We start from the raw sequence: 22,661 nt of genomic DNA, 5'->3' as shown, positions 1-22,661 counted from the left end.
CTTCATTGAAAAGGTGAACCTCCTTTTAGGTGTTTTTATTCTCAAAACACCTTGAAATCCCTTGGAGATTCTACCATTTCTGGCCTAATCCTGCAACAAGGCTTCGCCTTGTTTGCAGGATTTAGGTACTAAGTTTTTGTACCATGGGCGAAAAATATTGGAATATATCACAGGCGGTATGCGACCGAATTGCTAGAAATGGTAACCGGTTATTTTTAGTCTCGGACCATACTATAACGTGGAGGAAACTGGAGAGAAAAACAAAATGGAACGATGTGAACATGGTAATTCCTTTGCTCTTTAATTTTTATCACGGTCTCGAACTTATTCTAAAAGGCTTCGTTATAGCTTCAGAAGGTAAAAGTGCTAAACTTAATCATGGACTTACTCAGCTTTATCACAAGTTTATAAAAAACTACAAGAATCAGACAAAACTGAACAAATTTTTTTCAAAGTATCTTGATAAAACTCAAATGCCATCGCTCCTGCTGGATTTCCTCACGCACAATAAGCTAAGTGTTGACCGATTCTACGAATCGCTGAGATATCCTTTTGATCTCAATCTTTCAAACGAATATCAGCATTTCGTATTGAAGTATCAAGGTACTAATGGAATCCAATTTTACCGTTCTATGAGCAAAGATATTCGTGAAATGATGAAGCTAATTGTTGCCTTGGGGTATTCGCTTGAAACCAACTGCCGAACATGCCTTCAACCAGATGCGGATTAGACTGGTTTGATTTCTGAATTGCTGTTCGCCCGCGCTGGTTAAGGCAGTCGCTAGCATCCTCCTTGAGTTGTTCTTAAATCATCACAATATTTTTCTTTAAAACAACCCGTTGAATTATTATAGTGAATTGGTACTCATTAAATTTATTGCAGTAACCATTGTAAATTTTAAAAGGATTTGTTGCCTTGCCGATCGTATTACTAGAACCCCCACGTCCCCAAAACCCAAAACGGTTCGAAGACGTAGTCAATGCTCCCCTCTCAGCCTGCTTATTTACGGGTTATATCGCCTCGGTATTGCAAGATCACAAAATTGAGGCAGAGGTTATGAATACCCACCTCTGCGATTGGTCAATAGAGCAGACTATCGCATACCTTTCAAAAAAGAACCCCTCACTTTTGTGTGTCCACACGGTATATCTATGGGAAGAAACTCAGGTGATATTTGACATGCTCTCAACCCTAAAATCGAACGGCTTAGCCGCACATATCAACCTCTATGGATATTATCCCACCTTTGCCTATAAAAAAATCCTTACGGATTTTCCATTTATTGACTCTGTGACTGTTGGCGAACCAGAATTTACGATCCTTGATCTTGCGAGGCACATCTTATCGAAAAAGAATATTTCAGTTGAAGTGAATATCCCGGGACTGGCCTTCAGGGATAGGAATGGAAAGGTTGTTTTTTATCCGCGCCCTCCCGTCCAAAATTTGGATCAACTTCCTTACCCTGCCCGGCAGGATATGAACCTTTATCAGAAAAAGGGGATTGTCACATACATACAGGGAAGTCGCGGATGTTACGGACATTGCACCTTTTGTTACTTAAATCCCTTTTATGGACAGACGAACCAATGGCGGGGCAGGAGCGCAAAAAATATATTTGACGAGATCTTCAAATTATACACAGAACACGCCATAACGAATTTTTACTTTTCGGATGCCAATTACTTTGGCCCTGGAAAAGCCGGAAAGGAACGGGCCATTACCCTGGCAGAACTTATCCTTACAAATAATCTGGATATCTGTTTTGGTTTTGAATGCCGTGCAAACGACATTGAAGAATATACCCTTTCAAGACTCGTTATGGCCGGTCTTACCAATGTATTTCTGGGTTTGGAGAGTGGAGACCCTGCATCATTGAAGCGATTCAAAAAACATACTACCGTTGAAGAAAACAAAAAGGCTATTCAATTGTTGCGAGAGTATGGGATTGAACCCACCTTCGGTTTTATCGTGTTTGAACCAAATTCAACGCTGGAAAGTGTACGAAATAATTTTGAATTCCTGAAAGAAATGGACATTATGACCACCCCCGCAGTAACCGCCCACCTGTTACATCACCGGCAAACCCTCTTTGAAGGAACGCCAGATTATCAATCTATGATAAACGACACAACTGGTACTATCACCACATTTACAAATTATGAAGCATTTTATAAAATAAAAGATCCAAAAGTCGAGGCTTTATCAGAGATCGTCACTCATGTCTGCAGAACTACCTTATTACAACTCCCAAATACCTTTACTTGTGAAATTGATACATCTAATGCGGGTATTAAATCAGTTTCATTGGATGTATTAAACAATGCGTTGATCTCCCTTTTTGACCGAGTCCTTTCTCATTTTGAAACAAACACAATTCCTTATAGCCCTGATAAAATCAGAGAAATGAGTCAGAAACTGATCCATGAAATCAAGACTGTAATGCACAGGCAAGAGTAGGGTGCGTCCCACGCACCAATCCATTATGAACGTAAGGGCCGATGCCAGAATATCTCAGGGCAAAAACAAAAGGCATGTAGACTACATCCGTTGGAATCCCGTAAAGATTGATTTGGTGCGTAAAACGCACCCTACTCCAACCACTTCATTTATAGACTACGAAGCACCCTATAAAACCAAAGACCAGAGATTAAAAATTTGAAATTATCTTTACATTTTGATTTTTTATCTTTGCATTTATATTATCTGTATCTCTTCCAAACTGCTGGGCACATACGTATCAAGGTTTAATTGGTTTCGAATAGTTTCGGCAAAGCCAAGAGCAGTATCCTCTTCACCGTGCATTACAAAGACACGCTGTGGCTTCCTTTTGAATTTACTGAGCCAGTCAAGGAGTTCATCCCGATCGGCATGAGCTGAAAGACCACCGATGGTATAAATCCCGGCCTTCACGGCAATCTCTTCCCCAAAGATCCTTACCTTTTTAGCCCCGTCTACGATCATGCGGCCGAGCGTGCCTTGTGCTTGAAATCCAACAAAAATGATGCTGCATTCCGGACGCCACAGGTTATGCTTCAGATGATGACGAATGCGACCGGCCTCGCACATCCCGCTTGCAGATATGATGACAGCCCCACCCTTAATCTTGTTGATTTCCATAGAATCTTCCGCTGACTCTGTAAACTTCACAACAAAATTATTTTTAAAAAAATTCTCTTCTTTTATAAGCGCTAAGGTCTCTTTATCCAAACACTCAGGATGTTTAACGGTAATGCGTGTAGCCTGCAATGCCAAAGGGCTATCTACGAAGACTCTGAGTGAATTTAATTTTCCTTCTCTGGCCAATTGATTCAAAATATAAAGAATATCCTGTGTACGGCCTACAGCAAAGGAAGGAATGATCACATTGCCCCCCCTTTTTAAGGATTCTGTTACAGCCCTGGCGAATTCATCAATGGTTTCATTCACACCTTTATGCATTCGGTTTCCATACGTAGATTCTATAAAGACAAAATCCCCTTCTTCAATGGGGGTAAAGTCTTTGACTAAGGGTAAATTCTTCTGACCAAGATCGCCGGAAAAAATGAGCCTCTTTTCCCCGGTATCTTCCTTTACCCATAACTCAACTATGGCAGAACCCAGGATGTGGCCCGCATCACGAAATCTTACCTTAATCCCGTTACCAAGGTCTATTGTTTCGTTGTAGTTAACTCCCTGGAAATAGGCAATACTATCGACAGCTTCCTGGATGGTATAGGCGGGCTTAATCAGGGATTTTCCTGCCCTGATTCTCCTCTTATTTTCCCACTCCGCATCACGCTCCTGTATGTGTGCAGAATCGAGCAACAAAACACCGCATAAATCCACCGTTGCCTTTGTGGTAAAGACCTTACCTTGAAAGCCGTCTTTGACAAGTTTTGGAATGAGGCCTGAGTGGTCCAGATGAGCATGGGTTAATAAGAGATACTGAACCTCTGACGCTTTGAATGGAAAGGGTGAAACATTCCTTTTTTCATTCTCCCTGGTACCCTGGAAGGCGCCACAATCCACAAGGATATTGGCATCTTTCGTCCGGATATGACAACAGGACCCTGTAACAGTCCTGGCAGCACCAACAAATTGAATTTTCATATGCTTCTGCCTACTCCCAATTTATGCAATGATCAGTCTATGAAATTTTACTCAATACACAAAATTCAAAATATTATAACTACTCTATGGACAAAAACACGTACTTTTTGTAGAAATAAAGGGAAGTTTACAAAATTATGAGAGAAAGGATGGAAACTGTATGAAGGAAAAAAGAAGACCAGATAGGTTGGATTTAGAGACAATGAGAAATCAGATTTTGGATTTTGCATGTGCCAGGCATGATTTTAAACTGGAATCAGAGGACTTTCCCTTTGATGGAAACTGGAACGGGGTATTTCTTATAAAGTTTAAGGATAATCCAGAAGAGGACAGGTTGTATTGCGAGGCGCCACTGGGTGAGCATTTCATCCGGTTTGGGCTAGATTTGGAGATTGATGAACAGGCCTGGCAACGTGAACATGAAGATATCTGTCGAGAAGCCTCGGGATACGACGTGGCAATTTACCCTTCCCATGCACCAGAAGATGGAAAACGACATTGCCGATTATCTATAAGGGCATGGATTCCAAATTTTGGACAGCGCATCTTTGGTCTGACTCTTTCCAACCTCATGGATTGCAAAAAGGCCATTCTATCGATGCTTGCTAAGGAATAAGCCTGATTAACTTTGCCTTTAATCTTCTTTGCCAATAGTCAGGGGTATACCGATTGGTTTCTGGCTTGCCACATCCCAGAGAATAATGGTTCCATCCTCACTGCCCGAGGCTACTAACGTGCCATCCGGACTGAAGGAAACGCTCTCCACCGGCTCAGTATGGCCAGTTAAAGCTTCACCAATAGGCCTTCTGTCTGCTATATTCCACAAGATAACGGACTTGTCCATACTGCATGAGGCCAGCACCTTACCATCCGGACTGAATACAACACTTTCCACTGCTCCTTTATGGCCTGTCAGGGGTTTATCAATGGGCTTCCTCCCCGCCACGTCCCACAAAATAATCGTACCGTCATCACTGCCTGATGCCAGTAACGTACCATCCGGACTAAAGGCAACGCTCTCCACCCACATCGTATGGCCTGTAAGCGGTTCTCCAATTTGTTTCATGTCCGCAATGTCCCACAGAATAACATTTCCATCCACTCCGCATGAAGCCAATATCTTACCATTTGGGCTGAAGGCTATGCACTCCACCGGTTCAGTGTGACCCATGCAAGGCTCACCGATTGCTTTCATATTTGCCACATCCCATAATAGGATGAGCCCATCCGCACCACATGAGGCAAATGTTTTACCGTCGGGGCTGAATGAGACACATTCTACCCACCCTTCATGTGCTATCATAGGTTCACCCCTGGACTTCATACCCGCCATATCCCACAGGATAACAGTTCCATCTGCACCGCCTGATACCATCATTTTCCCATCGGGACTAAATGCAACACTCCATACCACCCCACTGTGACCAGGAAGAAGTTTACCAACAGGTTTCATACTCGTCAAATCCCATATCACAATACCGTTATCATTACCAGATATCAACGTCCTGGCATCAGGACTGAAGGCAAGACTGTTTACGGCATTCTCGTGACAGCTCCAGGGTCTGTCTATAGATTTTTCCCCGTTCTGTGCTGTATTTTGTAACGTTGCTTTTTCTTCGGCAGAGACAGTTCCTCTGCTAATGAACAAAATAAGACAGGACAATAATACCCAAACATGCATAAAAAACAGAGGTCTTATGTAATACCGATTCTCTTTTGTACGCTTCATCACGCCTCCTTATGAATAATTAATGGAAATGAAATGCCTTATTATACAAAGAATTTCATGGAGAGCGAAGTGACACTTCGCTCTACGCTAACTTTCTGAAAATTGCCGAAGGGGTAAATTAAAAACCTCTTACCATAGATTTTTCAATGCCTGAGTCCAAAAGTATAGTGTAAGGCAGGTTCAATATTCTAATAAAAACCAGCCAGTTTATAAACAGAAATTACATCGATAGATAAAAATGAATCAATAATTGGCAATATATTATTAGCATGGTATAATTAAAAACATTGATAAACACAGTAAACGGAACGTTGTGATACTAAGGTATCAAGTAAAAGGAGCCACATCTAACAGATCAATCCGTTAGATGTGGTAATCCGTTCCGCTGGGTTTAGTATTAGCAGTCAACAACTAAGGAAATGTCACATGGTAGATATAGCAACAATAGCGAGTGCATCTAATGGTCTAAAGATGGTCAAGGAAGTCTTTGTTGGTCTCTTAAAAATGAAAATCCAGAACGAGTATACGTCAAAGATAAATGAGGCAATGAAACGTGTAGGAGAAGCGCAAGATGCCTTATTTCAATTAAGAGAAGAGCTTTTTAGCTTACAGTCTGATAACGAAAATCTTAAGAAAGAAATTGCCAAACGGGTGTTACACATTCTACAAGACATGAGGAACACAACAGGAAATTTTCGATGCACAGGGTGTGGAAATGAATTTCCAATAAATCCCCCTAAAAAGCGTCCGCCTAGTGAATATAGTGCATCTGGCATTGCTTAAAAAATAACGGCTAACAATAACAATTAACGTCAATCGACGCGGTTTAACCGCGTGGCTATGTTTTGTTGTTAGCTTCTAATTGGGGCGGGGGATAGCATATTAATAAGCTAGCAAATATACGTAACATGTTAAACGATAAAAATGAAAAAAATTGCATGTTATCTTGACACAACGATATTTAATTTTGTATTTGCAGAAGGCGATGCAGAAAGGAAGGATATTACGGCAAAGTTTTTCAACAATCTACCTTCAATAGCCGAAGGCATATACATTTCAGAAGAAGTAATCAGAGAGATTAGCAGGGCACCCGAACCGCGAAAGTCTCAGTTGGAAGATTTAGTCCGCAAAACTAATCCGTTGTTACTCGATATAGATTTGGAAACAGAAGAATTAGCTGAGCGCTATATTAAGGAAGGAATTATTCCTGAAAAGTATAGAAGTGATGCACTGCATATTGCTGTAACTGTAATAAATGGAATAGATGTAATTGTCAGTTGGAATTTTGAACATATTGTAAAACTCAAGACAAGAATTATGGTTGGCGGAGTAAATAAATTGCTTGGCTATCACGAGATAGAAATTTGTTCACCCGAGGAGGTCGTTGAACCATGAAAAGACTGAAAGGATTAGATGAGATTCACGAGATTATCGAAAAAATTTCTGATGAAGAAAAAGGGTTAACTCCCGAACAGAGAATAAAGAAACTTCGTGAGGAATCTGACAGGTTTTTATTTGAACGAAATTTAAACTTAAAAAGAGTTAAGCACAAAGAAGTAAAACATGTTTCAGTATAATTGTTAGTGGCAGCAAATCAATCGCTGCACATGAATGCTCACCGCGGGACGCTTTTCCGGCAACGCAGTGAACAGAGGGTTGCAAAATTCATCAATTGGCTTGCTGATACGCTCCATGGTGCGCATCAGTGTGCTTGTTGTAAGGATAATTTCCATGTCTATTTCAACCCCTCCTTCACCCAACCAGTGTTTCCGATTCGTGGTACTTTAACATCTCAACAAATGCCTCGATGCGTGTCTTCATGGCACCGTCCAATGGCCCTGGGCGGTCACAGTCCAGGGTGAGGATTGGCAATTGGACGTGTTTTCTAATGATGCTATCGTGGATATGCCGGTGACAGAAACTTTGAACGTAGTGGATGAGCCCTTTAATACCACGTTGTGGTATTGCTTGTTGAATATCTTCCAAACGTGAAAAAATATCATAGGGATAGGTATATCGACTGTACTGTTCAACCAGAGTTTTTGTGGGATATGGCATGCTGAACTGTCTTTGAATCTCGTTGAACACAACGTGGGCTCCAATGGAAGAAAGAAATGGATAGAGGTCTTCACATATAGGAGGTATACCAATAACACCAATCCGAAGGTCATGCTGAACAGGTTCGCGCTTTCGTACTAATTCTAAAAATTTTATGGCACGTTCCTCAAAAACGTTATAATCTCCCATGAGATCACTAGTGGATACTGTCCAGATGTGATTTTCCTCTCCTGTTACCGTATTTTCCATCCAGGTGAACCTGTCAATTTCATGTACCTTTGTCCGGATGGTATCCAGACGTTCTTTCATCTCTTCTGCCTTTGAATACTCTACTTCCAGAGTATCAGCAAGCATTATCAACTGATTATATAAAAATCTCTTGTCTGTTTTACTGTGTGGATAGGCAAAAGGGATGGTTTCAATGCCTTCTGACTGGAATGTCTCCATGAGTGCCTGGTTATTACTACAATCCCCCTGGATTACACTAACGACTTTTTTTATGTGGTATTTTCTGACAGCTGAATAGATACCCTTAATCCAGGCACAGGTATTTCTTGGAAGGCCAGAGGATTCGGCGTCTTCAACCATTCTGTAAGCATACTTGTCGCAGATAAAAATATTATTCAGATCTATGGGTATATATCCGGCGGCAAAGACGATTTCAATGGGAATGGTTGATGTAATCCCAACAATCTTATCCAACGGGAGGTCTTCCATGATGGGAAGTGTTGGAAGTAAATGATCGTTAAATTTTAGATTCATGATAAAAATTACAAATTCAAATTTTTATATACTTACTCCAATTACCTCAAACAATTCCTTATCCTCCAAAACGATCTCTGTAAGAGACTTTCCGAGTAGCTTGATCTTTTTATGAATAGATATCTTCCCTTCCTTTTGGGGAAGTCGGATAAGACCCTTCCTGGCAGCCAATTCTCATTTTTCTTGAAAACCGGTTACTTCAGGTATTGGGCGAGCAGAGCCACCGGTTTACCTCTTTCCGTAACCACAATTTCTTCACTCTGCTTTACCCTTTGCAGATACGGGTAAAATGATCCCTTATTTCCTTAGCACCCTTTTTTAACATACGAGTATTGTTTCTTTATATTGTGGTCAAAATATTTATTTTAACATCATTTACTCTCAAACTCAAGGAGAGTTATACTGGTTGTTAATTCAGACAACTGACTCTTAACCAGCTTAAGCCGTTTTCAAAACCTTTCTCATTGACTTATAAACATAAGTGATATAAGATTATGATCTCTTTAACCAAAATTCCTGCAGCCTGAGGGAATGATCTATGAAAAACGGAGAAATAATTAGCAAAAAACCTGTAATTGCTGGTCTTGTGGATTATGAAAAGACCTATAGAGAATTTTCGTGGGAAACCGTTAAGAAAGAATTATCATTAACGAATACCCCTGCAGATAAGGTAAACATTGCCTATGAGGCCATTGACAAACATGCCGAGACCTGGCGAAAAAACAAGGTGGCGTTATACTGGGAGGGACCCGATGGCACTTACTTGAAGTATACATTCCTGGAGTTAAAAAACCTCTCTGATAAGTGTGCAAATATGCTTCGCTCGATCGGTGTAAAAAAAGGTGACCGGGTCTTCATATTCCTGCCTCGTTTACCGGAACTCTATGTCAGTCTGATAGCTATTGCGAAACTTGGCGCTGTTGCCGGACCAATGTTTTCTGCATTTGGTCCTGATGCCGTTCGTGACCGTTTACAGAATAGCGAGGCCAAAGTATTGATCACCACACCTGAACTGAAAGAGCGGGTCGATACGGTACTTTGGGAATTACCAAGGTTGGAGCATATCGTATTAGTCAATAACAAGGAAGAATATGAGTTAGAAGAGAGAGATGTATGTTATACCACGTTGATAAAAGATGCCTCTGATAAGTTTGAAATGGAATGGATGGGATTGGAAGATCCTTTTTATATCCTGTATACGTCTGGAACAACAGGGAAATCCAAAGGGATAACCCATGTTCATAATGACATGATTTCGCATTATATTACCACCAAATGGGTACTGGACTTGAGGGACGACGATGTTTACTGGTGTACGGCAGACCCCGGTTGGGTAACCGGAACAGTATATGGGTTGTGGGGGCCGTGGCTGAACGGCATCTCTTCTTATGTCTTTGACGGTCGTTTTGATGCCGCGAAGTGGTATGAGATTATTCAATCGTATGAAATTACCGTATGGTATACAGCTCCGACGGCACTGCGGATGTTGATGAAGGCCGGTGATGATCTTGTAAAAAACTATGATTTGAGCAGTTTGAGGTATATCTGCAGTGTTGGAGAACCTCTTAATCCGGAGGTAATTCGGTGGGGCCTAAAAGTTTACGGTTTACCAATTCACGATACCTGGTGGCAAACGGAAACGGGCTCCATTATGATTGCGAATTATCCGTGTTTACCGATAAAACCGGGTTCTATGGGTAAACCATTCCCAGGCATCAAAGCAGCCATTATTGATGGCAAAGGCAATGAATTACCTGTGGGACAGCATGGTCTTTTGGCGTTAAAGCCAGGCTGGCCTTCGATGCTCAGGGCGGTGTGGGGCGATGAGAAACGGTTTAAAGAATATTTCACTATTGGTGGCTGGTACACCACTGGTGATACGGCCTTTAAGGACGAGGATGGTTATTTCTGGTTTGTAGGAAGAGCCGATGATGTAATCAATACTTCGGGCCATAGAGTAGGTCCATTTGAGGTAGAAAGCGCCCTTCTTGAACATAGGGCCGTAGCAGAAGCCGGTGTGATTGGCAAACCAGATGCTGAAAGGGGAGAAATTATCAAGGCATTTGTGGTGTTGCGAGAAGGTTTTCGGAATTCAGAGGAATTAGAAGAGGAAATAAAAATATTTATAAAACATCGTCTGGCAGCGCATGCGTACCCAAGAGAAATCGAATTTTGTGCCAATTTGCCAAAAACCCGCAGTGGTAAGATTATGCGCCGCCTCCTGAAGGCAAGAGACCTGGGATTGCCCACAGGCGATATTTCTACACTCGAAGATTAGCCCGAGTTACTGTATGCCAAACGAACAGCAGTTTGTACCCTTGTCATGGTAGTATATTGTAACCAAAAAACAAATTTTTCTATGAGGAGAAATAAATATCAATGGAACAAACAAAATTCAATAAATCCTTTTTTGATGCTGTAGAACCGATCAAAATCAAAGACCCGCTTGCCATTGCGCTGGGCGCTATGGATAAAAATGAGGGTTTCATTTTTACTTATACAGATGCGGTAAAATTTGCCGGACACTCATGTCCTGCGGTTTCTGGCGCGTATAAATTAACCCAACTGGCACTGAAAAGTTTATACGGTAATGAAACTCCGGTACGAGGACAAATCAGGGTAACATTTAAGGGTGGTGTTGATCATAAGGTAAATGGGCCGATATCACAGGTTGTTACCTTGATTACAGGCGCCGCAGGTGAAAGCGGCTTTAAGGGGTTAGGTGGCGGTCGATATAACAGGCAAAATCTGCTGTCTTTTGATGAAACTGAGAGTGCAGATGAAGATGCGGTGTGCACGGTGGTGTTTGAAAGGATGGACAATAACAAAAAAATCGAAATTTCTTACAGCAATTATATGCTTCCTGCAAATCCCAAAATGGGTGATCTGATGCCATTAGCAGTAACGGGCAAGGGAACTGACGCAGAGATAAAAGAATTTGGAGAACTTTGGCATGAACGGGTTAAGGCGGTCTTGATGAATCCACCGAAGGGGATGTTTGTAATCAAGGAATTAAAATGAAAACCGCAGGAAGTAACCAGGAGAATACAGAGGTACGAATTCAGAAGAAAAACCGCTCCCCCTTGCATTTATATTTTGTTTTATTTCTGTGAACTCTGCGGTTGTGGATCTTTAATATGCAATTAAAATGGAAGACGCTTATTGGTGCCTTATTCACCACAAGTGCCATATTAACAGCATTTTCTGTGATAAGGGCTGAAACCGTAATAGTCCATGCAAACGTAACATGGGAAATGACGGATATCGTGGTACAGGAAAATACAACTTTGAATTGGAGAGTAGAGGAAAATGATTTGTGGAGTTTTAATCCACAGTTATTTCCAGATGGGCATAGTGCAGATGGCATTCCCGTCGCAGCACTGAAAGGGTACATATATCCAGGCCAACCTATTGGTATGCTTATTGGCAGAATTGGCGATTGTGGCAGGATGTTTCCGATGGGTACATCTGGAACCATCCACATCCTCCCGGGTGAAGACGGTGAATTTTTCTATCTCACCATGAACGATGATATCCTTGGCTTATATGGTAAAGGATTTAAGGATAACGAAGGGGAACTTATTGTGAAAACACGTCACGTGAAAGAAAAATAGCCCTTCTGTTTTGGTTGACTTGCCAGTTGAGAGACCAATGCAGACAGGGATTGGGCTGGGAACAAAACCTTACAAATATATATCTTGACGAAGAAATTTTAACATGTATAATGATTCGGTATTTATTAGCTACAGAATAATAAATTAGTGTGGTGAAAGGGGGTGGAACATAAAGGGGAACATTACTTAACTGAGAATATGCATTACGGTATTTATATAAGACTTTAATATCAAATCAATACAAGAAAGGAGATTGGGGGTTATGTTTAAGAAGATACTTGCAGGGTTTGTGGGTGTAGCAATGATCGCAGGAATTGGGATGACAAGTGCTCACGCGTATCAGGTAAAACCTGCAAAATTATGGGTTACCGCAATTGCCATTGGGACACCAATTGAGGGAGCAGAAATTAAGGTGGGTGATAACACGTGTACAACTGGTAAGAATGGCACCTGTGTATTCGAGCTGAAACCGGGCATGTACGAAATTTCAGTCCACGAACATGGTGGTGCAAGTGCTCATACAAGTGTTAATCTTGAGGAAAGAGACATTCGTTTTATCTCACTGGATCTGGGCGCTGCAGCACTTCATCCAAGTGGGCATCACTAATTATAAAGTAACGCTGAAGTAATTTTGAACCAATTTTATATCTCAAAGGCAGTTGTTAAGGGAAACAATTAACAACTGCCTTTTTTATTCATGAAATGATTAAATTAAAGAAAATACTTTGCCCGATTGACTTTTCGGAATGTTCTTTATATGCATTAAGCTATGCGAAGGACCTATCACTCAAAGAGCACGCTTCATTATATTTACTACATATCATAGAAACCCGCATAAGCGATTTTGGAGATATAATGAAACAAATTGACTTATTGTTGGACGGTGAACAGATAGGTCGCCTCAGGTTGAAACTTTTTCATTTGATATCTGACGACATACGGGCAAATATCCACGCTGAGTCCATCGTGGAAAAGGGTATTCCATTTGTGGAGATAATAAAGACTGCCAAAGAGAAGCGGATAGATTTAATCGTTATGGGCACACATGGCAGGACCGGGCTGGAACACATATTGATTGGGAGTGTTGCAGAAAGGGTCATACAAAAGGCACCGTGTCCGGTATTAAGCATAAGGCTTCCAAAGCAGATATTTTCAATGCCATAGAGAAGTTCACCCCGATTACCTACCATCAGTATTGGCTGATAACCACCAAAAATCTGCCGTTTTGTAATACCACCACTCTGTAGAAAAAAACTATTATCCAACATATTATTTACTTATATAGTACTTTTTTCAATACTTGTGCACACATTAATTACAGGATGTGGACTCTAATAGATTTTACGGCATATTAATTGCTCCTTGTTGTGGTGCAGATCTTCAGAAAAATATTTTTGCCAATATGATGTAGGGTAAACCTTTAGGTTTGCTTTCCAGCAATAAACGCAAAACTAAAGCCTCGCCCTATAGTTCTCTTCTGAGTCGTTTGGTCGGGTAATTAAATAATAACATAAGAACAAGGTAAAATTGCTTTAGGAAGAGGGCGTAAAGTTTGTTTTCAAGAAAACAACATCCAAAATCCGGTTCGTCACACATGAATACCCCATCGCAAATGCGCACAAATGTCGGTAAAGGTCATACAAATCGTGAAAGAAGGTATGATAAAAAATGGGTAGGAAGTGACCGCATTTTTGACGCAATAACAGATCCCATACTTGTATTCGATGTGGAGTTTAACTTAATCAAAATAAACAAAGCAGCCAAATACTATTTTACAGGATACCCTGTTGGGAAAAAATGTTTTTTTACCAAGCATAAATTTGCATTGGCCTGTAAAAATTGCCCAACATGGCAAACATTGAAGACTGGATCAACAATGACCAGCGAGATTTTAAACCCAAAGACCGGTACCCCCATCCTGTTGAAGACGTATCCTATTTACAATAAACAAAAAAAAGTGAAAGGGGTTGTGCTCGTCGGTAGGGAAAGCGGCGATGTTCTAACGAAGTGGAAGAGAAAAAAAGAATATTGACAAAGGCCTCATGCTTAGTATATTAATTAATAATATTGATTTGGTATAAAAGGGAACTGTTTGTTTAAATAAACTAAATTTTTCAGGTCATTCGATGCATTTTTTGAAACCTGTACTATACAAATTTTGGCTCATTTTCCTTTCCTGTTTCCTTTTTGTAGGGTGCTTAAGCGGGGAAAGACCGCCGGTGAGACTTTCCCCAAAACTAGATAAACGGGTTTTCCAAATAGCTCCATTGCCCGTTACCGTTGGTCTCTACATCGAACCCAATTTACGTAATTACGTACAAGAAGCGTCGCTGAAACAATACGAGGCAGGTACACCTTCGTATGCCTTTCCAAATTTTGTTTTCCCCATCGGAGAACCTCTTTCTTCGAAGATCGAGGAAATGTCAAAAATTGTGTTTAATCAGGTAATAGTAATAGATAATATACAGAGCAAAGAGGCATTGGGTGGGATTTTAACTGTTAGCTTAAAGAATTCGGATATCGAAATTTATGTAGAACCTTCCGTATGGAGGGCTATAGGGCGACACAATCTTTCGGTCATTGCATCATTTTTAGACCCGAAATTAAATAAAATATGGGAATCAGTGGTTACGGTGGAAGGAAAAAGTTTAGACGTTGTTACTTCTAAGGTTGAACAAGAGTGGTGGATTACCTCAGGACCCAAATTTGGTCCTGCTGTTGACGATGCTATCCAAAAGCTTACCTACGAACTTGCACAAAAAATTACTACCGCGAAAGAGATATCTGATTATATTTACAAAGAAAAGCAATAAAGATTACTGGTTAATCACTATTTTGGCCTCTTTTCGAAGACGATTGAGCAGATTGATTATTTCTGCGTCCAGAACTTCCAAACGTACCTTTTCCCTGACGTCTTCAAACTGAATATTCATACCTTCCTTCTTTTCAGTGACTTTTATAAGGTGATATCCATATTCGGTCTGAACTGGTTCGCTTACTTGACCTATCCTTAATGAAAATGCAGTGTCTAAAAATGACTTTGCAAAGTTACCTTTTTTTTGAATGAATCCTAAATTCCCTCCATTTTGAGCTGATGGACAGTTGGAATACTTTTTTGCAATTTCACCAAAAGCGGCTCCCCGGTCAATCTCTCTTTTGATATTTTTGATCTGCTCCAGCGCATGCGAAATTTCTTCCTGCGTTTTCATATTCCTCGTATCGATGAGGATATGGCTAACCTTAACAGAACCGCCGTCAAAGATACTCTTGTTTTCTTCAAAATAGTTCTTCAGTATCTTATCATCAAACTTGTTTCGAAAATATTTTTCGAGGGCAATAGAATGTTTTACACTTTTTTTGAATTCATTTATATCAGAGCCGATGGATACGAGGATTTGTTCCAATGATTGGAGGGCATTCTTCTGACTGCCAGCGATGTTGTTTCTTATCTGAACGACCTCTCTTTCAATCTCTTCAGGGGTAACAATCAAACCCTGCTTATCAATGAATTCTTCCATCAATATATCAGTAATCAGTTGATCAATGATTTCCTGCTTAATAGCGTTCAGTGTTTCTGGGTCTGTGTTCGTAAACTTTTTGAGCCGGATATCTAACATCTCTTGCGTTATGTTTTTACCGTTTACTGTGGCAACAATATCACTGGATTGCACCTTTTCTGCAGAAAAAGTGTCTGGTTGAAACAACGTGAAAACCAAATATACCAGAGATACAATGAGCTTACGCATGTTAATTCCTTTCTTTATTTATGCGGAGTTCGCGTATCTTTTGCTGGAGGTTTTGACGATGCATATCAAGCGCCTCGGCAGTACGGCTGATATTTCCCGAAAACTCCTCCAGTTTCTTTTTTATAAAATCACGTTCAAAATTTTCTATCAGTATCTTCTTCGCGTCCCGGAATGAAAGACTATAATCAATGTTTTTTAACGTTACCGCATTATTTTCCGGATGTCTTATTTCTTCCGGCAGATCTGTGATATCAAGAATTTCATTGTCGGAAAGTACCACGGCGCTCTCAATAACGTTCTTCAGCTGACGAACGTTTCCTGGCCAATTATAGGATACCAAAAACTTAGTCGCTTCATTGGAGATTGATACAATACTTTTTTGATGTTTTTCGGAAAAATATTGAATAAATCTATTTACTAGCAGAGGAATATCTTCCCTCCTGTTTCTTAAAGGAGGGAGTTTTATATTTACCACATTTATCCTGTAGTACAGGTCTTCACGAAACCTACCTTCCTCAATTTCTTCTTCAAGGTCACGATGGGTAGCACTGATGATTCGTACATCCACCGCGAGCGTTTCGGTACCACCTAAACGCTCAAACTTTTGTTCCTGTAGCACACGCAAGAGTTTTGACTGTGTACTGACGCTCATGTCTCCGATTTCGTCAAGAAATATTGTTCCCTTATTGGCCAACTCGAATTTACCCAATCGCCTTTCTGCAGCACCTGTAAATGCCCCTTTTTCATGTCCAAAGAGTTCACTTTCAATCAACGTCTCCGGCACTGCTGCACAATTCATAATAATAAGAGGTTCGTTCCTGCGTTTGCTGCGTTTATGAATTTCCCTTGCCACAAGCTCTTTGCCGCTACCGCTTTCACCCTGGATCAGCACCGTAACATCAGTCGTAACGACTTTTTCAATTCTGTCAAAGACATTTTTCATGTCCTCGCTTTGACCGATGAGTTCTCCCATACCTTCCAATCGTCCAATTTCTAACCGAAGCCTGGCGTTTTCTTCCTGCAAGGCAAGTCGTTCGAAAGCATTTTTAGCGATAATCCGGAGTTCATCGATTTCATAAGGTTTTGCAATATAATCGCAAGCACCCTTTTTCATGGCTGCAACGGCGATCTTTTCAGAACCATAAGCAGTAACAATAACCACAAGAGGTGGATTCTTCATATCGGTGATCATTTCCAGTGTCTTCATACCATCAAGTTGTGGCATGTTGATATCTAAAAATACCAATGCAGGATGCATAGTCTTTATAATTTGTAGCGCATCAGTACCATCTTTTGCTTCATATACCATGTAGTTATCTTTCTGGAGGATCTTCTTCATTCCGTAACGCGCCGCTTTTTCATCATCTACAATTAATACTGACGGTTTAAGCATCGCCTTAGGTCTGCATGAATATAGGTTCATTTAAAGGAAAGTTAATCACAAATGACGCACCATTCCCGTTACTCTCGGCATGGATGGTTGCTTCCATATCTTCCAGTTTCTTCTTTACGATGGAGAGACCTAATCCTGTTCCTGTTTGTTTCGTAGTATAAAAAGGCTCGAATATTTTTTGGAAGGACTCTTGTGGTATACCAGGGCCGGTATCGGCAATCGTTACCTGAATTATATGTCTGTCAGGCTGATAATGGGCATGAATATGTATCTCCCCACCGGATGGCATCGCCTGAACAGCATTATGGAGTAAATTAAAAAACACCTCCTTTAATGCCCCTTCATCGGCAACAATTTCCGGAAGGCCATTGGGAACCTGACAGAAGGTTGTAATCTTATTTTGTTTTGCCTCGTGGTTGAGCACAACCAACGTAGAGTTAATGACATTGCCAATCTTGACATTGGTTTTTATTTCACAACTTGGCTTCGCAAATTTGAGTAGTTGATTAACAACCTTTGTCAGCCGGTTTATTTCATCAACAATAATGCCGAGATCTTCCTGGAGAGGATCGTTTTCCCTCATATCTTCCCGCATAACCTGAACAATGGCCTTGATTGAACTCAGTGGGTTTTTGACTTCATGCGCTACGCTTGTAGAGAGACGCCCAAGGCTGGACAGTTTTTCATTTTCATACATCTTCCTTTCCAGAGCAAGCTTTTCCTCGATAATCTTTGATTTTTCCACCGCAGATCCAATTTCATTGGCAATGATCATCAGTTGGTCGAGATTGTCAGAAGCAATCGGCAAGCCTCTTCTTGCACGTCCAAGGGTTAAAATACCTGTAAGTTTACGATTTACAAATATCGGAAAGATAAAAACAGCATCCAACAGTCTCATTTCGTTTATGACGGAAACGTCCTTTACCTCATATCGGTTTAGTACAATAAATTCCCCATTAGCAAAGAATTGTACTATATGCTGTATATGTAACTGGGTTATGGGTTCATTTTTTTTATCACCAATAATTTGAACCCGTTCATTTTTAAAAAGAAAGAGGCTGGCAGATTTGATCGCTGTGGCCTTTTTAATTGAGTCGACTACATATTGGAGTAGTTTCGTGAAGTTAACGAGGGGGTCAGTGCTAATAACGTGGCTCAATTCATTTAATAGATATTCACTGTCCCCGGTGCGATAGAATATCAGTTTTCTGAAAAGCTTCTGTATCCTTTCCTTGAGCGTTGGAAACCAGAACACCAGACTTATAACAAAGACAGACTCCAGTATCTTGGAATTCACAAAGTAATGATGTTCCAGGGATTTTGTCAATTTTTTGATCCCAAAATAATAGAGACAAATCAGGATAAGGGTAAGGAACGAATAAAAGACGCTACGCCTGAGCACAAATTCCATGTAATTATATCGGTAGACGTAATAAGAAAAAATGATACTCGGGAAGATTGATGAGAGCATGGAAACCAATACAAGATAGTCTCCAACATAGGCAATCTTATTTCCCTCCAGGAGCACGGTAAACCCAATAAAGGCAGCAATAGAAATCACTACCCAGTAAATAGCCAGATGAAATTTTCTCTCTTCTTTTTCTTCCACCGTTTTTGCAAGCCATCGGGAAATATTTGCCGCAATAAACAAAGAGATTATCAGCCACACCACAAAAGGCTTAACGTAAGGCGCTGCAGTTATTATCAAATGGGTGTCTTCTGACAGAATGAAATTTTTTATGACCACCGAAAAGGGAATAACCGGGAGGTAAATGGCAAAAGTAATGAATTGCTGCAAAAGTTTATTCATGTGAGGTTTGCTTTCAAAAAGAAACAAAACCGCAGTGTGCAGCAACAGGCTGGGCATGAAACCAATCCCTCCATAAGAAATTGCATCAGCAATAAGGTCTACGGACTGGATGTTCCTGCCAAACAGGATAAAACTGAAGAGGGAAATGGTATTTCCAAAGTGCCACAGAGCCACACTGAAAACGAGAAAGAGAAAAATGAGTTCGCTCCTCGTTTTGTGCTTTCTCTGAACAATAAGAATAGAAAGGACTATATGCAGGATGGTACCAAGGATAAAACCTATAAGTGATATAATTTCGTAAAGCGGCATAATCTGGTCAGCAATTTGTTACTATAGTAAATGTCTTAAAGAAGTATACAGGCAAATGTCAATGCGGGTACACTCGTATCGCTCAGTGTAAACTCAGCGAAGCGATCCAACCCTGCTGTTTTATGATATTGATGAAAAAAGCCACTGTCAATAGAAAAAGCTGAAAGGTGACCCTTCAGTAATAACACGTATCTTGACAATTTATGAAGTGTTCCAGTAGAATTCAACTGGCGTTCCTGCACCTGCCAGGAACTTGCTTTATTATTCATCTTTTCCGCCACGGAACCTAATTGAAAAAACCAGTAAATATAGGCAAAATTATTATCCGTTCACCCAATTGGGTGGGCGATGTCGTCATGGCCACGCCGGCTTTCCGCTGTATTCGGGAAAACTTTCCCCAAGCAGAAATTACCATAGCCCTCAAATCTTACGTCTGGAAACTTATCGAAGGTGCCCCATGGTTTGACGAAGTACTTATTTTAGATCCAAATTCCCATTTAGAACGTACAGGGGGCAGCGGTAAATACCCGAAAAGGCCTCAATGCGTTTCCTTAATAAAGCAAATCCGGTCTAGAAGATATGATCTTGGGTTTCTGTTTCCCAATTCCTTTAGCTCTGCGCTCATGTTTTGGCTGGGCGGCGTGAAACGGCGCATAGGGTATAGAAGGGATGCCCGTTCATGGCTGCTTACCGATAGGGTAAATCGGTTGTCTGAAAAAGGGCGTTTCCTCCCGACGTATATGGGGGACTATTATCTGCGTTTGTGTACGGCGGTTGGCTGTGAAATACAAACAAAAGAACTGGAATTATTTATTACCGGGGAAAGCCTGCGACGCGTAGCCGAAATCTTTGAAAACTACCATCTGAACAATGGCCGTCCACTTATCCTGTTAAACCCGGGGGCGGCATATGGCTCTTCAAAATGCTGGACGGCAGAAGGTTTTGCCAGGACGGCAGAACTTATTAGTGAACAATTTGATTGTAATATAGCCATAGTCTGTGCTCCCAACGAAACAAAGTTGGCCCTGGATATTGAGCGTGCGGCTAACATCAAACTGATAAATTTAGCAAATCAGGTCGTATCCCTGGATGTTCTTAAGGCACTGATAAAAAAATGTGCTTTATTAATTACCGTTGACTCAGGTCCAAGGCATATTGCTGTTGCCTTTAAAAGGCCCGTTGTTACATTAATGGGACCGAATGACCCACGTTATACCGGCACCCCGGCAGAGATAGGACAGGTGATCCGGGCAGAAGTAGATTGTCTTGCCTGTCACTTGAAAGTATGTCCGAAAGATCACCGGTGTATGACGCAGATAAGACCTGAAAGGGTCGCCAGGGCGAGCCTGGAATTACTTAAAGAGCCACAGTACATAGATACCGTACCCGATCAATAAAAGTAATCCCTGTCCGCGGGTAAGCACAAATTTCCACGTAATCAGAGGAATCAGGAATATGCTGAACAGGAGCATAACAGGCATATCAACGATCAGGGAAGCGGCATTAACCTGCAAAGGTTGAATCATGGAGGCAACGCCAAGAACTGCAAGGATGTTAAAGATATTGCTGCCCAGCACATTACCTACACTGATATCTGATTCCTTCCGGATAGCGGCGATCATTGAAGTCGCCAGTTCGGGGAGAGATGTTCCCACCGCAATAACTGTAAGTCCGATAACAAGCTCACTGATCCCTACGACCCTTGCAATATATATTGCTGAATGAACCAGGAAGTGTGCCCCGGCTATGAGCGCTGCGAGTCCAATTACGATTAAGAATATATCCTTTTTGATGGTATTATCATATGCTGTTTCAATAAACTCCTCATATTCCTGCTCAATAGAGTTGGATTCTTTCAGGGCCACACGATACACATAACTGGTATAAGCCAAAATACCACCAAGAAGTATACCGCCTTCCAGACGGCTGAGAGTGCCATCCCATCCCATAAAGTACAAAAGTCCGGAGATGCCAACCATTATTGGCATCTCACGAGAGATGAGTTTCATGTCGATATTGAGGGGTCGAATGAGAGCCGATAGCCCCAATATAAGGCCTATATTGGCAATGTTGCTTCCGATAATATTCCCCATGGCAATATCGCTTAAATGCTTCATACCGGCCACTACACTGGTGACAAGTTCCGGAGTTGAAGTGCCGAAAGCTACTATTGTGAGTCCTATAACCACGGGTTTGATATTGAAGGAACGGGCGAATCTTGATGCCCCCCTGACGAGCCATTCAGCCCCGAAATAGAGCCCCCCGAGCCCTGCAAAAAACAATACGATTTGTAATAACATGATATTCCTTCACCATATAAAAATTTTGAGATAGAGGACAAACAAATCTGGTAAAAAATAGTTTCTCCTTCAGAGCCAATTTTTAAACTACACGAACAAAACATTCATTCTTAAACAACGCTTGTATATTAAATATCGAACTATATTAGCTTCAGAACAATTTTTGTCAATCACTAATTGGGAAGGATTATCTTGTTTGTATTTTGTTGTTTATTCTTTAAAAACAGAGCGTCCAACACGGACATCTTCAGGCAATTACATTTTTAAAAAAATGTATCTGATAATAAACGCCACAGAGACTAGATGAAATGCCCAATGTAACTCACGGGCCTTGCCGGTAACGAGCTTCAACAGGGAATAGGAAATGAACCCAAAGGACAAACCTTCTGTAATACTTAGGGAAAAAGGCATGATAGAAAGGGTTAAAAAGGAGGGCAGCGACTCGGTAGGATCCTCCCATTTTATTTTCCGCACATTAAAGATCATCATACTTCCTACTATTATCAGGGCTGGCGCAATAATGGGATAGAGATGGGTTCCATTGGAAGTTTGATAACCGCCCCCGATCATTTTTATCAGGGGATAAAAAAATAAGGATAAAAGGAGCAGACAGGCCGTAATGATATTGGATAAACCCGTTCTGCCGCCGGCCTGAATCCCGGCAGAACTTTCGATATAACTGGTAATGGTGGAAGTCCCTAAAAGCGCACCTGCAACTGTACCAACAGACTGTGCCAAATGAAACTGTTCTTTGACAAAAAAGTTTGAAAAAGAAACCCTAGCAGGCACTATTTTTCAAAAGCGAGTTGTTTCAAGCTGAAATAATATGATAAGTGACTATCGATATCAC

Annotated in this window: 24 protein-coding genes; 15 read left to right on the top strand and 9 right to left on the bottom strand. The window is 41.0% G+C overall.

Annotated elements, in window-relative coordinates; all coding sequences use genetic code 11:
* The first annotated feature begins 143 nt into the window (after window positions 1-143).
* The 3 genes from E3K36_16910 to E3K36_16900 all read left to right on the top strand — a co-directional run bounded on the left by E3K36_16910 (window position 144) and on the right by E3K36_16900 (window position 2,660).
* Window positions 144-731, top strand: coding sequence for a hypothetical protein (locus tag E3K36_16910; GenBank protein MCF6156872.1), 588 nt, complete (start codon window positions 144-146; stop codon window positions 729-731).
* A 185-nt stretch (window positions 732-916) separates the two neighbouring features.
* The gene (locus tag E3K36_16905) at window positions 917-2,458 is read left to right on the top strand and encodes a radical SAM protein (protein MCF6156871.1); all 1,542 of its coding nucleotides are present in this window, start codon (window positions 917-919) and stop codon (window positions 2,456-2,458) included.
* A gap of 1 nt (window position 2,459) precedes the next feature.
* Entirely contained in the window at window positions 2,460-2,660 is a 201-nt protein-coding gene (locus E3K36_16900; GenBank protein ID MCF6156870.1) for a hypothetical protein, read from the top strand.
* 35 nt (window positions 2,661-2,695) lie between these two features.
* Here the strand turns inward: E3K36_16900 and E3K36_16895 are convergent, their stop codons facing one another.
* Window positions 2,696-4,090, bottom strand: coding sequence for an MBL fold metallo-hydrolase (locus tag E3K36_16895; protein MCF6156869.1), 1,395 nt, complete (start codon window positions 4,088-4,090; stop codon window positions 2,696-2,698).
* 160 nt (window positions 4,091-4,250) lie between these two features.
* Here E3K36_16895 and E3K36_16890 point away from each other — a divergent pair, with 160 nt between their 5' ends.
* The gene (locus tag E3K36_16890; protein MCF6156868.1) at window positions 4,251-4,706 is read left to right on the top strand and encodes a hypothetical protein; all 456 of its coding nucleotides are present in this window, start codon (window positions 4,251-4,253) and stop codon (window positions 4,704-4,706) included.
* Between the two features lie 18 nt (window positions 4,707-4,724).
* Here E3K36_16890 and E3K36_16885 read toward each other — a convergent pair whose 3' ends face one another.
* On the bottom strand, window positions 4,725-5,819 hold the full coding sequence (locus E3K36_16885) for a WD40 repeat domain-containing protein (GenBank protein MCF6156867.1): 1,095 nt from the start codon (window positions 5,817-5,819) through the stop codon (window positions 4,725-4,727).
* Between the two features lie 426 nt (window positions 5,820-6,245).
* Between E3K36_16885 and E3K36_16880 the strand changes: the two genes are divergently transcribed.
* The 3 genes from E3K36_16880 (at window position 6,246) to E3K36_16870 (ending at window position 7,396) form a co-directional block, all read left to right on the top strand.
* On the top strand, window positions 6,246-6,602 hold the full coding sequence (locus E3K36_16880; protein ID MCF6156866.1) for a hypothetical protein: 357 nt from the start codon (window positions 6,246-6,248) through the stop codon (window positions 6,600-6,602).
* Window positions 6,603-6,743: 141 nt separating this feature from the next.
* A complete protein-coding gene (locus E3K36_16875; protein ID MCF6156865.1) occupies window positions 6,744-7,214 on the top strand; it encodes a PIN domain-containing protein in 471 nt (156 codons plus the stop codon).
* A complete protein-coding gene (locus tag E3K36_16870; GenBank protein ID MCF6156864.1) occupies window positions 7,211-7,396 on the top strand; it encodes a hypothetical protein in 186 nt (61 codons plus the stop codon). Before E3K36_16875 ends, E3K36_16870 begins: the two co-directional genes overlap by 4 nt.
* Before the next feature lie 175 nt (window positions 7,397-7,571).
* On the opposite strand, the gene E3K36_16865 is transcribed toward E3K36_16870, so the two are convergent.
* Both E3K36_16865 and E3K36_16860 read right to left on the bottom strand, forming a co-directional pair.
* Entirely contained in the window at window positions 7,572-8,639 is a 1,068-nt protein-coding gene (locus E3K36_16865; GenBank protein MCF6156863.1) for a 2-hydroxyacyl-CoA dehydratase, read from the bottom strand.
* Between the two features lie 194 nt (window positions 8,640-8,833).
* Window positions 8,834-8,917: a hypothetical protein gene (locus tag E3K36_16860; GenBank protein ID MCF6156862.1), complete on the bottom strand. Its 84-nt coding sequence runs from the start codon at window positions 8,915-8,917 to the stop codon at window positions 8,834-8,836.
* A 260-nt stretch (window positions 8,918-9,177) separates the two neighbouring features.
* Here E3K36_16860 and acsA point away from each other — a divergent pair, with 260 nt between their 5' ends.
* The 7 genes from acsA (at window position 9,178) to E3K36_16825 (ending at window position 15,066) form a co-directional block, all read left to right on the top strand.
* Entirely contained in the window at window positions 9,178-10,917 is a 1,740-nt protein-coding gene (gene acsA / locus E3K36_16855; protein ID MCF6156861.1) for an acetate--CoA ligase, read from the top strand.
* A gap of 95 nt (window positions 10,918-11,012) precedes the next feature.
* Window positions 11,013-11,660 (top strand): hypothetical protein, encoded by a 648-nt coding sequence (locus tag E3K36_16850; protein MCF6156860.1) that lies wholly within the window; start codon window positions 11,013-11,015, stop codon window positions 11,658-11,660.
* 116 nt (window positions 11,661-11,776) lie between these two features.
* Window positions 11,777-12,253 carry a hypothetical protein gene (locus E3K36_16845; protein MCF6156859.1) on the top strand — a complete coding sequence of 159 codons (477 nt, stop codon included), beginning with the start codon at window positions 11,777-11,779 and terminating at the stop codon, window positions 12,251-12,253.
* 262 nt (window positions 12,254-12,515) lie between these two features.
* Complete coding sequence (locus E3K36_16840) at window positions 12,516-12,860, top strand: hypothetical protein (protein MCF6156858.1); 345 nt, start codon at window positions 12,516-12,518, stop codon at window positions 12,858-12,860.
* A 95-nt stretch (window positions 12,861-12,955) separates the two neighbouring features.
* Window positions 12,956-13,417, top strand: coding sequence for a universal stress protein (locus tag E3K36_16835; GenBank protein MCF6156857.1), 462 nt, complete (start codon window positions 12,956-12,958; stop codon window positions 13,415-13,417).
* Window positions 13,418-13,805: 388 nt separating this feature from the next.
* Window positions 13,806-14,285: a hypothetical protein gene (locus tag E3K36_16830; GenBank protein ID MCF6156856.1), complete on the top strand. Its 480-nt coding sequence runs from the start codon at window positions 13,806-13,808 to the stop codon at window positions 14,283-14,285.
* A gap of 187 nt (window positions 14,286-14,472) precedes the next feature.
* Window positions 14,473-15,066, top strand: coding sequence for a hypothetical protein (locus tag E3K36_16825; GenBank protein ID MCF6156855.1), 594 nt, complete (start codon window positions 14,473-14,475; stop codon window positions 15,064-15,066).
* Between the two features lie 3 nt (window positions 15,067-15,069).
* On the opposite strand, the gene E3K36_16820 is transcribed toward E3K36_16825, so the two are convergent.
* Genes E3K36_16820 through E3K36_16810 form a run of 3 tightly spaced genes read right to left on the bottom strand, consistent with a single transcriptional unit; the run spans window position 15,070 to window position 19,511 of the window.
* Window positions 15,070-15,999, bottom strand: coding sequence for a hypothetical protein (locus E3K36_16820; GenBank protein MCF6156854.1), 930 nt, complete (start codon window positions 15,997-15,999; stop codon window positions 15,070-15,072).
* A gap of 1 nt (window position 16,000) precedes the next feature.
* Window positions 16,001-17,422, bottom strand: a complete 1,422-nt coding sequence (locus E3K36_16815) for a sigma-54-dependent Fis family transcriptional regulator (protein ID MCF6156853.1) — start codon at window positions 17,420-17,422, stop codon at window positions 16,001-16,003.
* Window positions 17,397-19,511: a hypothetical protein gene (locus E3K36_16810; GenBank protein MCF6156852.1), complete on the bottom strand. Its 2,115-nt coding sequence runs from the start codon at window positions 19,509-19,511 to the stop codon at window positions 17,397-17,399. Before E3K36_16810 ends, E3K36_16815 begins: the two co-directional genes overlap by 26 nt.
* Before the next feature lie 290 nt (window positions 19,512-19,801).
* On the opposite strand from E3K36_16810, the gene waaF reads away from it, so the two are divergent.
* Complete coding sequence (waaF, locus tag E3K36_16805; GenBank protein ID MCF6156851.1) at window positions 19,802-20,908, top strand: lipopolysaccharide heptosyltransferase II; 1,107 nt, start codon at window positions 19,802-19,804, stop codon at window positions 20,906-20,908.
* Here the strand turns inward: waaF and E3K36_16800 are convergent.
* The gene (locus tag E3K36_16800; protein ID MCF6156850.1) at window positions 20,864-21,811 is read right to left on the bottom strand and encodes a calcium/sodium antiporter; all 948 of its coding nucleotides are present in this window, start codon (window positions 21,809-21,811) and stop codon (window positions 20,864-20,866) included. The two genes, waaF and E3K36_16800, sit on opposite strands and share 45 nt — an antisense overlap.
* A gap of 255 nt (window positions 21,812-22,066) precedes the next feature.
* Complete coding sequence (locus tag E3K36_16795) at window positions 22,067-22,603, bottom strand: NCS2 family permease (GenBank protein ID MCF6156849.1); 537 nt, start codon at window positions 22,601-22,603, stop codon at window positions 22,067-22,069.
* Window positions 22,604-22,661: the final 58 nt, after the last annotated feature.

It is taken from the genome of Candidatus Brocadia sp. (assembly GCA_021646415.1).
Classification (GTDB): domain Bacteria; phylum Planctomycetota; class Brocadiia; order Brocadiales; family Brocadiaceae; genus Brocadia.
This window is presented reverse-complemented; position numbering and strand designations above follow the sequence as displayed.